Origin of the sequence: Paenibacillus sp. VCA1 (assembly GCF_031583795.1) — a bacterium.
GTDB classification, from domain to species: Bacteria; Bacillota; Bacilli; order Paenibacillales; family Paenibacillaceae; genus Paenibacillus_AQ; species Paenibacillus_AQ albilobatus.
In genome coordinates, this window is sequence record NZ_JAVLSX010000013.1 from 24910 (window position 1) to 39231 (window position 14322).

The window sequence follows — 14322 nt, forward strand, 5'->3', positions numbered from 1 at the left end:
CTTTTCGTCCCTTTTGGGGAGAAAAGGCCTTTTTTGTTTTTTGTAAAGCCTCAGGGATCAGGTTCGGGTGCGGTGTTCCTCTTCGTTGCGGGGAGGCTGCCGAATCGCCCTTGAGGCGAAAGCGGTACGTTTATTTTGAGAAGGAGGCAGGAAAAAGATGAAGGAGAAACTCGAAGCGCTGCGGCAGGAAGCTCTGGACCAGCTGCAGGGAGTAGAGGATGTGCAGCAGCTGAATGACCTGCGCGTCAAATATTTGGGCAAAAAAGGCGCGCTGACGGAAATTTTGCGGGGCATGGGCGCGCTGAGCGCCGAGGAACGCCCGGTCATCGGCCAGGTGGCCAACGACGTGCGCGGCGCGATTGAAGCGGTCATCGAATCGAAACAGGAAGCATTCCAGAAAGCCGAAACCGAAAAACGCCTGCAGGCGGAAAAAGTCGACGTGACGCTGCCTGGACGCAAAATGAAGCAGGGCGGCGTTCATCCGCTGAACCGGGTCATCCAGGAAATCGAAGAAATTTTCATCGGCATGGGTTATGAAATCGCCGAAGGGCCGGAAGTGGAGACGGACTATTACAACTTCGAGGCGCTGAATCTGCCGAAAAACCACCCGGCGCGCGACATGCAGGATACGTTCTACATTACGGAAGACATTTTGATGCGGACGCAAACGTCGCCTGTACAAGTGCGGACGATGGAAAAGATGCAGGGGCATGTGCCTGTCAAAATTATTTGCCCGGGCAAAGTGTACCGCCGCGACGACGATGACGCGACGCACTCCTTCCAGTTCAACCAGATCGAAGGTTTGGTCATCGGCAAAAATATCCGGATGAGCGACCTGAAAGGCACGCTGCTCCAATTCGTGCAAAAAATGTTCGGGCCCGAAACCCAAATCCGCCTGCGTCCAAGCTTCTTCCCGTTCACCGAGCCAAGCGCCGAAGTGGACGTGACCTGCGCAAGATGCGGAGGCAGCGGCTGCCGCGTGTGCAAGCAGACCGGCTGGCTCGAAATTTTGGGCTGCGGCATGGTGCATCCGGAAGTGCTGCGCAAAGGCGGCTACGATCCTGAAGTATACAGCGGATTCGCTTTCGGCATGGGGCCGGACCGGATCGCGATGCTCAAGTACGGCATTGACGACATTCGTCATTTCTATAATGGGGATATGGCATTTTTGAAACAGTTCGCCCGCCGGTAAAGGAAATTGCGAACGGACATGAAATCAGGAAAGAAGGAAGGGACCCGGGATGAAAGTATCAACAGAATGGTTAGCGGACTATGTTTCGCTTGAAAACGTGGCGGCCGAAGAGCTTGCCGAACAAATCACGCGCGCGGGGATCGAAATCGACGAAATCGAAAACCGCAACAAAGGCGTCTCGAAGGTCGTTGTCGGCTATGTAAAAAGCAAGGAAAAACATCCGGATGCGGATAAGCTGAACGTCTGCATCGTCGATGCCGGACAAGAAGAAGACCTGCAGATCGTGTGCGGCGCGAAAAACGTCGCGGCAGGCCAAAAGGTGCCGGTGGCGCTGGTCGGAGCGAAACTTCCCGGAGGGCTGGAAATTAAAAAGGCCAAGCTGCGCGGCGTCGCGTCGCAAGGCATGATCTGCTCGGCGAAAGAGCTCGGCATGAACGACAAGCTTCTGCCAAAGGAACAGCAGGAAGGCATTCTCGTGCTGCAAGAGAACGTACAGGTCGGCACGCCGATCGGAAATGTACTCGGCTTGGACGACAAGGTGCTGGAATTCGACCTGACGCCGAACCGTTCCGACTGCCTCAGCATGATCGGCGCGGCTTACGAAGTCGGGGCCATTCTCGGCCGCGACGTGAAGCTGCCGAAACCGGAAAAGGAACTGGTCGAAGTCAGCGACGCGGCGGCCGACCATATTTCGGTTAATATCAGCGCTCCGGAGCAATGCAGCCACTATGCCGCCAGATACATTACGAACGTGAAGATCGGGCCGTCCCCGCAGTGGATGCAGAACCGCCTGATGGCCGCGGGCGTGCGCCCGATCAACAACATCGTCGATATCACGAACTATGTCATGCTGGAATACGGCCAGCCGCTGCATGCGTTTGACGCCGATCAGTTGGAGAACGGCGCGATCGACGTCCGCCTTGCCAAGGAGGGCGAAACGCTGGTCACGCTGGACGGGCAGGAACGCAAGCTGGAGCCGCATATGCTGCTCATTACCGACGGCGTTAAACCGGTCGCGCTTGCCGGCGTCATGGGCGGGCTGAATTCCGAAGTGACGGACGGCACGGTGAACATCCTGCTCGAATCCGCCAAGTTCGACGGCGGTACGGTGCGGAAAACGTCCAGACAGCTGGGACTCCGCTCGGAAGCGAGCCAGCGTTTCGAGAAGGAAGTCGATCCAAGCGCCGTCATTCCTGCGCTCAACCGGGCGGCGGAGCTGATCTGCCGTTATGCGTCCGGCGCGGTTCATAAAGGCATCGTGGAAGCCGGATCGGTAAACGCCGAAGAGAAGGTGATCGTGCTTTCCTTCGACAAGCTGAACCGTTTCCTAGGCACCGATCTGTCGATGCTGGAGGTCAAAACGATTTTCAATCGCCTTCATTTCAGCTGTGCCGACACCGCGCAGGGCGTGCTTGAAGTTAAAGTGCCGACGCGGCGCGGAGACATTACGCTGGACGTGGATTTGATCGAAGAGATCGCCCGCCTGTACGGCTACGACAACATCCCGACGACGGCGATCGAAGGCAAAACGACGCCGGGCGCTTACACAAAGGCGCAGGCGATCCGCCGCGATATCCGCAAGATGTTTACGCATGGCGGGTGGCAGGAGGTCATTACGTATTCCTTCACGCATCCGGAGACGACCCGCTTGTTCCCGGCCTTGACCGAGGGCAGCCATGCCGTCAAGCTGCTGATGCCGATGAGCGAGGAGCGCAGCGTCCTCCGCACCAGCATCATTCCGAACCTGCTGGACGTCGCCGCGTATAACGCCAACCGCAAGCAAAACGACCTTGCCGTATTCGAGATCGGGAACGTGTTCTATACGAACGAAGAGCAGCTGACGGTTCAGCCGAAAGAACTGCCGGTGCTGTCGCTGCTGCTTTGCGGCAGCCGCGCGGAAAAACAGTGGAACCAAACACCGGAGAAGGTCGATTTCTTCGATCTGAAAGGCGCGCTGGAAACGTTGTTCGAATTCCTCGGCCTCGAGGACAACATCCGTTACGTGGCGAATCAGCCGGAAGGATATCATCCGGGGCGTTCCGCTTCGCTATATTTGCAGCATGGCACGGAGCAGATTCTGATCGGCACGATGGGCCAGGTGCATCCGCAGCTTCAGCAGGAGCGCGACCTTGGCGACGTATATACGGCGGAAATTTTGCTTCAGCCGCTATACGATCATACTAGTGAAGACATCAGATACCGCGAACTCCCTCGCTTCCCGGCATCCGAACGAGACATCGCCGTCGTCGTCGACGAAAGCGTGGAAGCCGGAGCGATGCTGGAAGCCATCCGCGAAGCGGCCGGAGAATTGCTGCAGTCCGTGCAGGTATTCGACGTGTACACGGGCAGCAAGCTGGGCGAAGGCAAAAAGAGCGTCGCGATTTCGACGGTCTACCGCCACAACGAACGCACGCTGACGGATGAAGAGGTATCCGCGGCGCATGCAGCCGTAGTCGGCCGCCTGGAGCAAACTTTTCATGCAGAATTGAGAAAATAGCAGGAATTGAACGAAGCCGCATCGAATCCATGTACATATACGATTCGATGTGGCTTTTTTTGCGGAAAAAACAGACATCTCAGACCAACACAATACGAAGGAGGGCGCAAGCAGTGACTACACCCGATCGTACCCGCGTCACCGTAGAGATCTACGGGACTTCTTATAAATTGGTAGGCAGCAGTGCCGATTACATGAAAAAAATCGCCGCTTACGTCGATGAGCGGATGAACACCATTTCCAAAAGCCATGCCCGGCTCGACACGATGAAGCTTGCCGTGTTGACCGCCGTGCATATGGCCGAGGAAGCCATTCAGATGCAAGAGCTTCAGAGCGAGGTCAAAATGCTGACCGGCGAAAGAAGCGAGCTGCGGAGCGAGCTGGCGAAGCTGCATTCGCTCCGCGCGGAGCAGCAGGAGGCATACGAAAAACTCCAGGCCGATCATAAGGCGAGCCGGAAAGAGATGGAGGAGCTTCGGAAGCAGTGGGAGTCCGAACGCTCCGGACTTCAAAAGCAGCTGGAGGACACCAAAGGATCCTTAAGCGCCGAACTGCAGAAAACCCGGGCTTCGCTCGGCAAAGAGCTGGAAGACGCACGCGCTTTGCTCAAGAAGGAAACGGAAGCGAAGGAAGCGCTGCAGCGCAAGGAAAAACAGGCGGCCGAGCAGCATCAAAGGGACCGTCAATCGCTAGAAGCGCGGCACAAGGCGGCGGTGCAGGAGCTTGAGAAGGGGCATGCCGCTGCCCTGCAGGCGGCGCAGCAGAAGCAGCAGGAACTGCTCAAAACGGCCGAAGAAAAGCATTTGGCCGCATTAAAGGAAGCCCGCGAGAAGCACGAAGCGTCCCTGCGCGAGGCGGAGCAAAAACATCAAACGGCCATCGAGGGCTTAAACAAGCAGTTGAACGAGCTTCGGGGAGGGAGCGCCCAGCTGCAAGGCAAGCTCCGAAGTCTTCAGGAGGAACTGCAGCAGTCGAAAAACGCGTATGCCAAGCTTCGGGAGCAGCACCAGGCGGCGCTCAAGAAAGAAGAGGTTTCCCAGACCGAACTGAAGACGCTTCGGGAGCAGCAGGTCAGACTGAATGGACAGATCAACGGCCTCAAGGAGGAAGCAGCCCTTTCGGAAGAGGAACAACGCCGCATGCAAAAGCTTCTTGAAGAATACGGCGCGTCCGCCCAAAAGCAGAAAGCCGAGCTGGAAAAGCTGGCGGCCGATGCGGCTTCCTGGCGCAGCCAGGCGGACAAGCACAAGGAAGAAATCGGCGATTTGGAGCTTCGGCTGCTGGAGGCCGGAGAGCAGAACGATACGCTCGAAGCAGGCATGAAGTCGCTACACGACGAGCTGAGCGTGTTTAAGGAGCAGCTGGAGGAAGAGACCCGGAAGGCGGAAGCCGCGGAGCGGAAGAACGAAGAACAGCGCGCCCTTCTGGAACAGCAGCAGCGGCAGATCGAATACTTGAACAAGAAGCTCGAAGACTTGGACGAAACGCTGCAGCTGCAGGAGCTTTCCATCGAGGAGCAGCAGGAGCTGCTTGCGGCCAAGGAGCAAGTCCTCCGGGAACGTCAGGAGCAGCTTGATTCAAGCCAAGAGCTGATCCAAACGCTGCAGCAGTCGGTGCAGGAAAAAGACAGAATCCGGAAGAAGCTGGAAGGAGAGCTTCTTGAAAAAGAAGCTGCGCAAGAGCAGCTTCAGCGCGAGGTCGATGAAAAAGAAGCTGCGCAAGAACAGCTTCGGCGCGAGCTCGATGAAAAAGAAGCCCGATACGAGCAGCTTCGGCGTACACTCGAGGAAACCGAGGCCGGATATGAACAGCTCCAGCGAATGCTTGAGGAAAAAGAAGCCGGATATGCGCAGCTTCAGCAAATGCTGAAGGAGAACGAAGCGCATTCCGAACAGCTCCAGCGGACGCTCAAGGAAACGGAAGCGCAATGCGGACAACTTCAGCTTGCGCTTGACGGGAACAAAGCCCAAGCAGAGGAACTTCGGAAGGCGCTTGAGGAAAGCAAGGCGAATAGCGCGGATTTCCGAGAGGCTTTGAAAGAACAGCAGGCGCGGTATGCGGAGCTGGAGCAGGCCGCGGAACAAAAAGAAGCCGGGCTTACGGAACTGCGGCATTCGATGGAAGAAAAAGAAGAGCAGTACCGCAAGCTGCAGCGCCAGCACGGCGAAACGCTGCAGCAGCATGAGATGCTGAAGGATCAGTACGATCAGCGGCTCCGGGAACAGGATGAGCTGCTGAACCAGATGGCCGAAACAAGCGAACGGTGCGACCGCCTTGAAAGGGAGCTTGCCGAACTTGAGGCGTCTTATCGCGAGGCTGAACTCCAGGTCAGCGATTTCAGGCAGAAACATAGCGGTTTGGAACGCCTCTATCAGGAGCACATGAACCAATACGAAAACTTGAAGCAGCAGTACCAAGGTTTGCAAAAGCAATACGAGGAGCTGCAGCGGAAGGTCGCCGAAATGAAACGGCAGCAGGAAGATACCGAAATCGAGTATTTGATGGTGCTGGAGGAAAAGGATGAAGCGATCCGGAAGGCGGAGGAGCTGACGCGGATGCTGGATGAAGCCGCCGATCGGGAAAACGAGCAGCGGGAGCTGCTCCGCAATAGCGAGCTCGCGCTTCAGTCCTATCAGGAAAAGCTGGAAGAGATGATGAGCCGCGAGGAGCATTGGAACAGCAAGGAATCGGAGCTGCAGGCGGAGCTTGCCGAATGGCAGCGTCAAATCGCCGCAGGAGAAGAGAAGCTGGACGAGCTGCAGAACGAGAAGGAACGCGCGGCGGCCGAACTGCGCGAGGTCGGCGAAAACTTCGAGCTAATGGCCAACCAGTACCGTCTGCTGCAGGCCGAGCTTGAGCTTCAGCAGGAGAAAACGGAGGAGCTGCAAAAGGAACACAGCTTGCTCCAGGATGAATACGCCAAGCTGCAAACCGAATACAACGAGTGGATCGAACTGATCGAACAGGACCAAAGCTGATCGCGTTCCCTAAAAGACAGACAATCCCCCTACAGCCGCAAGCAGGAGCATATCATGACGCGTTCCTTTCTGCAGTCTGTAGGGGGATTTGCTTGGAGTCCGTCCGATCGTCGAAGACCCCTATACCCTTTGTTATTTGGACGGGTTTCGGTTTGCGGACCGTTATTTGCGAAAGATGACCCGCCTGATGTTATTCGTCCACGATCACTTTGGCGATCATGGCCGTATGTCCTGCGCCGCAAAATACCGAGCAGGTCATTTCGAACGTGCCGGCTTTATCCGGCGTCACGACTTGGGATTTATGTTTGTTGTCGAGCTGGAGTTCGAGACCCGGAACCAAAACGCCGTGGGTCCCTTCCTTATTGTCGAACGTAATTTTAACGGGAACCCCTTTTTTGAGATGATATTCTTGTTTATCGAACGAATAATTCGTCGCTTTGATGACCAGCTCTTCGCTGGGGGCAACGCCCGTGTCGGTGACGCCGCCGTTTGCGGTTGATGCATCCTCCTTATTTTTTCCGCAAGCGACAAGCGTCAGGAGAAGCATGCAGGAAAGAACCAAAGCAATGGTCTTTTTCAATCGTGAACCCTCCTCAAAACTTTAATTTTGAAGCAATTCTAGTAGTCATCATACCCCAAAATTGGAAGAGCGGAACGTCACTCATTTGAATAATTGGTGAATTCATAACGCAAGTCGTCCATAGGGGAACCAAACCAACTGGATTTTCAATAATTTTACAGCTCGAGATGTATTTTGACTGGATGTTAAGTTATAATGATAATCACGATTCCTTATGTTTTTCCTGTAAGTTTATTTTTTCCTAAAGAGTAGGGGATTGACTTTTTCATGGACGGGAACAATGTTCTTTTGGAGGATCGGTGGCACCGAAAAATATTAAACGCTTACTGGATCGTCATGCTGATGTTTCTGCTGGCCCAGGCCGTTTTTTTGCTGTCCGGCGGAGCCCACCCGGGCGGGGCGGGAAAAGGGACGGGCTTCTGGCTGCGGTGGTCCGGCTCGAACGGGCTGACCGTGCTGCTGCTCGTCATGACCGAAACGTGGCTGCGCTGCTGGCCGAAACATCATAAAAAGGCGATCGCGGCATGCGGTTTCTTGATCTCGTACATGTTTTATTTTATTACCCAACCGACCGCGGACGGATCGCAAATCGCGCTGCTGCTTCCCGTTGTCATCTCCGTCGTCTATTTTGACCGAAAAATGCTGTTCAGCTTCGGTGTTTTTACCATTTTGACGTACATACCGATTTATTTTTTGATCGAACGTCCGCTGTACCAAAAACCGATCGAGGAATTCATTCAGGTCGAAAGCGTGTTTGTGGTCAGCCTGCTGATTGGAAGCACGATTTTGATCCGGGTGAAGGAATTTGCCGGGTATTTGAAAACGGTCATGAAGTCGGAACAGCAGCTTCTCGTCGAAAAAACCATTTCGGACAAGCTGCTTAAAATGGATGCTTTGACGGGGCTTTACAATCATAAAACCTTTCACGAATATTTGGACGCGCTGCTGCAGCATTCGGAGAAATACCATCTGCCGCTGCAGCTGGCGATTATCGATATCGACGGATTCAAAAAGGTCAACGATTCGTACGGGCATTGGGTCGGCGACCTCGTGCTCAAGCAGGTGGCTGCAACGATCACTTCCATCATGATGCCGAACGATTTTGCGGCCCGGTATGGAGGGGAAGAGTTTGCGGTTATTTTCGCGGATAAAACGCTGGCGGAGGCAGAAGCCATCACGGAAAAGCTCCGTTTAGGAATTTCCGCTCAGGAGCACCCGAACCTGAAAGGCCGGCCGGTGACGGTGAGCGTCGGGTTATGCGATTACCGGCCCGGGGACGACAAGGAAACGTTGTTCTGCAAGGCTGACATCGCGTTATATCATGCCAAGCGGACAGGCAAAAACAAAGTGGTGACGGCTTCCGATGCGATTTTGGCCGACTCGCCCGAGGGCAAGGTGGCTTCCATCTGATCCGAACCATAACCATGACAGGCGAAATGAAAAACCCTCCTGCTTCCATGGGAACAGGAGGGTTTTTGCATGTGTTATTTATGGTCTTTGGCTGCATTGAAGGCGGACACCGGAATGAACAGGTCGATAATCCCGATCACGAGGGCGGCAAGGACCGCACCAAGGATGGTGACGCTGACTCCGCCAACGATAAATTGGGCGATGTAAATGACCAGCGCGCTGACCACGAAGCCGACAATGCCCCGACCGAACGGCGAAACTCGCTTGCCGAAGATTCCTTCAATTACCCAGCCAAGCAAAGCAATGACCAGGGCCAACAGCAGAGCGCTCCAGAATCCACCGACGGAGAATTGCGGAACGATCCAGCCGACAACCATAAGCACAATCGCGGAAACGATAAATCGTACGACATGACCCAGAAAATGCATGCAATTGGCCTCCTTTGCGTAGAAAGTACGTTGTATGAACCATTTCGTAATGCATGTTAATGCCGTTCATTAGGAAATGGGTTCTGTATGCATCGTTTATTGTATTCAATTTGAGCAATGTTATGTATCGGACTTGTCCTGATTTATTGGAATTTCCGCTTTGGCCATTTTGAAGGCAAATAGCGAAGCCGAGCATGTTTCGTATATAATAAAGAGCGATATGGGGATTTGCAAAAAAGCTGACTGCGGCAGCACACGGTTTTGCAGGTCCCGATGCATGAGAGGAGTAGTGAATTTTCTTGGACGATAAAATTTTGCATACAATGGAATACCGCAAGATTTTAAATACATGTGCCGGCTATACCCAGACCTCCATGGGCAAACAAATCACGGAAAACTTAAGGCCGGACACCGACCTCGAGTCGGTCAAAAAACTGCTGCAGGCGACCGATGAAGCCTATACCGTGGAACGTCTGAAAGGAACGCCGTCCTTCGGCGGAATCAGCGACGTTTCGGCGGCGCTGAAACGGGCGAAAATCGGCGGCACGCTGAATCCGCACGAGCTTTTGGCGATCAGCAACACGACCGGAGGCGCAAGACGCATCAAGCGTTTCATTTCGCAAATGAACGAGGACGAGCCTCTTGCGCTGCTCGTAAGCATCAGCGAAAACATTTCGGAGCAAAAAACGCTGGAGGACGCCATTAAGGCATGCATTTCGGATGAAGCGGAAGTGCTGGATTCCGCAAGCTCTGAGCTTGCCCAAATCCGCCGCGAGCTCCGCTCCGGCGAAGTGCGCATCCGCGAGAAGCTGGATAACATGATCCGTTCCTCGTCCGTCGCCAAAATGCTGCAGGACCAGCTCGTGACGATCCGCGGCGACCGTTTCGTCATTCCGGTCAAAGCGGAATACCGTTCGTATTTCGGCGGCATCGTGCATGACCAATCCGGTTCCGGCGCAACGCTGTTTATCGAACCGGAATCGATCGTGGCGATGAACAACAAGCTCCGCGAAACCCGAATGAAAGAGGAGCGCGAAATCGAGGTCATTTTGCAGAAGCTGACGGCCAAAGTGGGCGAGCAGGCGGATTTGTTGCTGTTCGACCTCGATCTCGTCGGCCAGCTCGACTTTATTTTTGCTAAAGGCCGCTTGGCCCATGCGATGAAAGCATCAAAACCGATCATGAATGACCGGGGGTTCCTGAAGCTTCGCAAAGGGCGCCATCCGCTCATCGATATGGAGAAGGTTGTCCCGATCGACGTGGAGCTGGGGAATTCCTACACGTCCATCATCGTCACGGGCCCGAATACCGGCGGGAAGACGGTAACGCTGAAAACGATCGGCTTGCTCAGCCTGATGGCGATGTCGGGGATGTTCGTTCCGGCGGAGGAAGGCAGCCAGCTGTGCGTATTCGACGCGATTTACGCCGATATCGGGGATGAGCAGAGCATCGAGCAGAGCCTCAGTACCTTTTCAAGCCATATGACGAACATTATCCGTATTTTGAAAAACATGACGCCAAAGAGCCTCGTGCTGCTGGACGAGGTCGGTGCGGGCACCGATCCGGCGGAAGGCTCCGCGCTTGCGATCGCGATTTTGGAGCATATCCATCAAATGGGCTGCCGCATGGTCGCAACGACGCACTACAGCGAGCTGAAGGCTTACGCTTACGAACGAAAATCCGTCATCAACGCGAGCATGGAGTTTGACGTGAACACCTTAAGCCCGACGTATCGGCTGCTTGTGGGCGTGCCGGGCCGAAGCAACGCGTTTGCGATAGCGGAACGGCTTGGGCTGCCGAACCAAATTCTTGATTTTGCGCGCGGCCAAGTCAACGAAGAGGATCAGCGCGTGGAGCATATGATCGCATCGCTCGAGGAAAACCGCCTTGGCGCGGAAGTGGAGCGGGAGCAGGCCGAAAAGCTGCGGCAGGAGATGGAGCAGCTGCGCAGCAGGCACCAGCAGGAGCTGGAGAAACTCGAGCAGCAGCGCGACCGGTTGATCGAAAAAGCGCAGGCGGAAGCGAAAGAGGTTATTGCGAAAGCGAAACGCGAAGCGGAGGAAATCATAGGCGATCTCCGTCAGCTCGCCAAAGAAGAAGGCGCGGCGGTCAAAGAGCATAAGCTGATTGCAGCACGCAAAAGGCTTGAGGATGCCGAGCCGCAGCAGCGCAAAAAATCGGCGGCGCGAAACAAGCCGAAGGCTCCCCGCAAAATCGAAGCGGGCGACGAGGTCATGGTGTACAGCCTGAACCAAAAAGGCCATGTCGTCGAACTGGCCGGACCTAAAGAAGCGGTCGTGCAGCTCGGCATCATGAAAATGAAAGTCGGCCTGGATGACCTGGAGCTGGTGCAGACGCACGAAGCGGCGGCCAAACAGGTTCAGCGGCAGGCGACGACGGTGAAGCGCACCCGGGACGACAACGTCCGGACCGAGCTTGATTTGCGCGGCGCCAATCTTGAAGAAGCGTTGATCGAAGTCGATCGTTTTATCGACGAAGCTTTCCTTGGCAACTTGGGTCAGGTGTACCTGATTCATGGCAAAGGCACAGGCATTTTACGGAAGGGAATCACCGATTATTTACGCAGGCATAAACACGTCAAGAGCTTCCGTCTCGGCAATTACGGCGAAGGCGGAACAGGCGTAACGGTTGCGGAGCTTAAATAATCGGCCGGTTAAAGGCTGACGTGCAGCGATTGAAGGAGGCAGGACGATGAAAAATTGGGTGGATCAGATGCTTTCCCATCCGCTTGGGATTTTGATCGGTTATTTTTCGGTAGCCATTTTGGGCTTGATCGTATTTTTGTACCTGTTTGAGCTGGTCGCCAGGTATAATTGCTGGAAGGAGATCAGCCGCGGCAACGTCGCGGCATCCCTGGCGACCGGCGGCAAAATTTTCGCCATAGCCAACGTGTTAAGGTACAGCATCGAGGCGAAAACAACCATATACGATACGATGAAGTGGGCCGTTTTTGGTTATATTTTGCTGTTTGTGGCGTATTTGCTGTTTGAGTTTTTAACTCCGGTATTTTCGGTCGACGAGGAAATACGCAAGGATAACCGGGCGGTAGGGATCATCTCCCTGCTGATCTCGGTATCCCTGTCTTATGTCATCGGGGCTTGTATTTATTAGGGGGAAAAAATGAAGAACCTGATAAGAATTTTATTCGTGGCCGCTTTAATCTTTTTTATCGTCGGCATCTATTATTTAATGAATCATTGAGGAGTGAATGGCAATGGAAACGACCGTTTGCCCATGGTGCCAGACGGAAATCGTCTGGGACGAGGAAATTGGACCTGAAGAAACTTGTCCATACTGCCAAAACGAATTGAAGGGGTATCGGACGCTGAGCATCCAGCTCGGGGAAGAGGAAGAAGAGCCCGCGGAGCATGAGGAATGGGAAGACGAAGGAATCGATGACGACGCGGCGTATTGGGGACAAGAGGATATGCGGCATAATCTCCCCCCTTCTATCCGTACGCTGGATAAATTCGAAGAGAGCCATGATTTGATGAATTACGAAGAAACCGTGGAAAAAATATTGGATGAGCAGGAGGAAGTGCCGGAATGTCCGAAATGCCGCGACTACATGATTTTGGCCGGCACCCAGCAGATTACAGGGGACAGCTTTGCGCCGGCGCAGTTCAGCGCCATGAAGTCGCCTGTCATTCAGCCTCCTTTCCGGGTCAATATGTATATTTGCACGGGATGCTTCCATGTTGAAACCAATTTGGCCGAAGAAGACCGGCTGCGCATGGTGGACCATTTGAGCCGCGGCAACGCTTAACCGCTCATGGACCCTGAATGCACATGATTTTTTAAATGATATTCCTCCCTTTGGGGTATGTTAAGACCGAACATGTCCGGCGATCCAAAGGGGGGACTTATGAAAACGAAGGCACATTTGAACCGCCAATCGCTGCTGCTCTTGGCCGTGAACGGGCTGATCGTGCTGGCGGGCGCCCTTTCCGGCACCTTTTTGAACGTGTATCTATGGAAAAGCAAACAAGATTACGCGATGATCGGCTGGTTTACCGTCGCCCAACAGGTGGCTATCGGGCTTACCTTTTGGCTTGGCGGCAAGTGGGTGAAAGAATACAACAAGATGAACGCCCTGCGTGCAGGCATCGTTCTTTCGGGGCTGTTTTATCTGCTGGTATTATGGGCAGGGCCGAACGCGGTACGTTGGATCTGGCCGCTGGGACTGCTGCTTGGCATTGCAATGGGACTCTTTTGGCTTTCGTTCAACGTCGTTTATTTCGAAGTGACCGACCGGGCGAACCGGGATTTGTTTAACGGTTGGGTCGGGCTTCTCGGTTCGGTCACCGGCATCGTCGGCCCCTGGTTTTCGGGGCTGCTGATTACGTGGCTTAAGGGTGATCGGGGATACAGGGTCGTGTTTACGATCTCGCTGGTGATTTACGGCCTTTGCGTCTTCCTTAGTTTTTTTCTGAAAAAAAGGGAGAGAGGCAGCGGCTACAGCTGGGCGGAGCCCATCAGCCAGCTGCGCAGCAAAGGGAATCCGTGGCGGTGGATGACGCCGGGGCTTGTGGCCCAAGGCGTGCGCGAAGGGGTTTTCGCCTTCCTGATCGGCCTGCTCGTGTTCGTGGCGACGAAGCAGGAATCGAAGCTGGGACAATTTACGCTGATTACGTCAGCGATATCGCTTCTGACTTATTGGCTTGCCGGGAAATGGTTCAAACCCAAATTCAGAAGTCCGGGGATGCTTGTCGGAGCCCTGCTGCTGTGGATTGTCATCCTCCCGCTGCTGTGGAAAAACGGCTACGGTACCCTGCTGGCGTTCGGGATCGGGACGGCGGTGTTTATGCCGCTGTATATTTTGCCGATCACCGCGGCGGGGTTCGACTTGATGGGCAGGAGCGACGAAACGGTAGAAAAACGGGTCGAGCTGGTCGTCCTGCGCGAGCTGAGCCTGATGGTCGGGCGGCTGCTCGGAACCTTTATTTTCATCGCCGTGCTGATGATCAGCAGGACGCCGCTCACCATCACCGTGCTGATGCTTGTTCTTGGCGCATCGCCGATTGTCAGCTGGGTGTTCGCCCGCAAGCTGCTGAAGGCGGAAAAGTCGGCCGTAACAAATAAGTAGTAATATGGTATTTTTGCAACCCTCGGGGTGACGCTGAGAAAGCGCCCGGGGGTTTTTTTGTGTCTATAGCATTTTGTGGGGTTATTTTGCGTTGTGAAATTTAAGGTTGCTGTAAGGTTGGGATTAAAAT

General features: G+C 54.5%; 10 protein-coding genes and 1 other annotated feature (1 of these 11 only partly in view). Of the genes, 8 read left to right on the plus strand and 2 right to left on the minus strand.

Translation table 11 applies throughout. The annotated features are described in order from the left end of the window. Positions 1–15: a binding site (T-box leader), on the plus strand; it begins 251 nt to the left of the window's first position. A 142-nt stretch (positions 16–157) separates the two neighbouring features. The 3 genes from pheS to RJP21_RS24875 all read left to right on the plus strand — a co-directional run bounded on the left by pheS (position 158) and on the right by RJP21_RS24875 (position 6667). Then, positions 158–1192 carry a phenylalanine--tRNA ligase subunit alpha gene (pheS, locus tag RJP21_RS24865; protein WP_310861695.1) on the plus strand — a complete coding sequence of 345 codons (1035 nt, stop codon included), beginning with the start codon at positions 158–160 and terminating at the stop codon, positions 1190–1192. A gap of 49 nt (positions 1193–1241) precedes the next feature. Next, the gene (gene pheT, locus RJP21_RS24870) at positions 1242–3689 is read left to right on the plus strand and encodes a phenylalanine--tRNA ligase subunit beta (protein WP_310861696.1); all 2448 of its coding nucleotides are present in this window, start codon (positions 1242–1244) and stop codon (positions 3687–3689) included. 113 nt (positions 3690–3802) lie between these two features. Next, a complete protein-coding gene (locus RJP21_RS24875) occupies positions 3803–6667 on the plus strand; it encodes a hypothetical protein (protein ID WP_310861697.1) in 2865 nt (954 codons plus the stop codon). Positions 6668–6857: 190 nt separating this feature from the next. On the opposite strand, the gene RJP21_RS24880 is transcribed toward RJP21_RS24875, so the two are convergent. Then, positions 6858–7247: a cupredoxin domain-containing protein gene (locus tag RJP21_RS24880; protein ID WP_310861698.1), complete on the minus strand. Its 390-nt coding sequence runs from the start codon at positions 7245–7247 to the stop codon at positions 6858–6860. 267 nt (positions 7248–7514) lie between these two features. Here RJP21_RS24880 and RJP21_RS24885 point away from each other — a divergent pair, with 267 nt between their 5' ends. Beyond that, positions 7515–8657, plus strand: a complete 1143-nt coding sequence (locus RJP21_RS24885) for a GGDEF domain-containing protein (RefSeq protein ID WP_310861699.1) — start codon at positions 7515–7517, stop codon at positions 8655–8657. 74 nt (positions 8658–8731) lie between these two features. Here the strand turns inward: RJP21_RS24885 and RJP21_RS24890 are convergent, their stop codons facing one another. Then, positions 8732–9085, minus strand: a complete 354-nt coding sequence (locus RJP21_RS24890) for a phage holin family protein (RefSeq protein WP_310861700.1) — start codon at positions 9083–9085, stop codon at positions 8732–8734. A gap of 299 nt (positions 9086–9384) precedes the next feature. Between RJP21_RS24890 and RJP21_RS24895 the strand changes: the two genes are divergently transcribed. The 4 genes from RJP21_RS24895 (at position 9385) to RJP21_RS24910 (ending at position 14192) form a co-directional block, all read left to right on the plus strand. After that, complete coding sequence (locus RJP21_RS24895; protein WP_310861701.1) at positions 9385–11751, plus strand: endonuclease MutS2; 2367 nt, start codon at positions 9385–9387, stop codon at positions 11749–11751. A 46-nt stretch (positions 11752–11797) separates the two neighbouring features. Then, entirely contained in the window at positions 11798–12217 is a 420-nt protein-coding gene (locus RJP21_RS24900; RefSeq protein ID WP_310861702.1) for a DUF350 domain-containing protein, read from the plus strand. 103 nt (positions 12218–12320) lie between these two features. Beyond that, the gene (locus RJP21_RS24905) at positions 12321–12872 is read left to right on the plus strand and encodes a hypothetical protein (protein ID WP_310861703.1); all 552 of its coding nucleotides are present in this window, start codon (positions 12321–12323) and stop codon (positions 12870–12872) included. A 99-nt stretch (positions 12873–12971) separates the two neighbouring features. Beyond that, positions 12972–14192, plus strand: coding sequence for an MFS transporter (locus RJP21_RS24910; protein ID WP_310861704.1), 1221 nt, complete (start codon positions 12972–12974; stop codon positions 14190–14192). Positions 14193–14322 lie beyond the last annotated feature (130 nt).

Coding starts and splice junctions, on each gene's coding strand:
- RJP21_RS24890 (WP_310861700.1), bottom strand. CDS start 9,085: ATGCATTTTCTGGGTCATGTCGTACGATTTATCGTTTCCGCGATTGTG.
- RJP21_RS24905 (WP_310861703.1), top strand. CDS start 12,321: ATGGAAACGACCGTTTGCCCATGGTGCCAGACGGAAATCGTCTGGGAC.
- pheS (WP_310861695.1), top strand. CDS start 158: ATGAAGGAGAAACTCGAAGCGCTGCGGCAGGAAGCTCTGGACCAGCTG.
- pheT (WP_310861696.1), top strand. CDS start 1,242: ATGAAAGTATCAACAGAATGGTTAGCGGACTATGTTTCGCTTGAAAAC.
- RJP21_RS24885 (WP_310861699.1), top strand. CDS start 7,515: ATGGACGGGAACAATGTTCTTTTGGAGGATCGGTGGCACCGAAAAATA.
- RJP21_RS24900 (WP_310861702.1), top strand. CDS start 11,798: ATGAAAAATTGGGTGGATCAGATGCTTTCCCATCCGCTTGGGATTTTG.
- RJP21_RS24910 (WP_310861704.1), top strand. CDS start 12,972: ATGAAAACGAAGGCACATTTGAACCGCCAATCGCTGCTGCTCTTGGCC.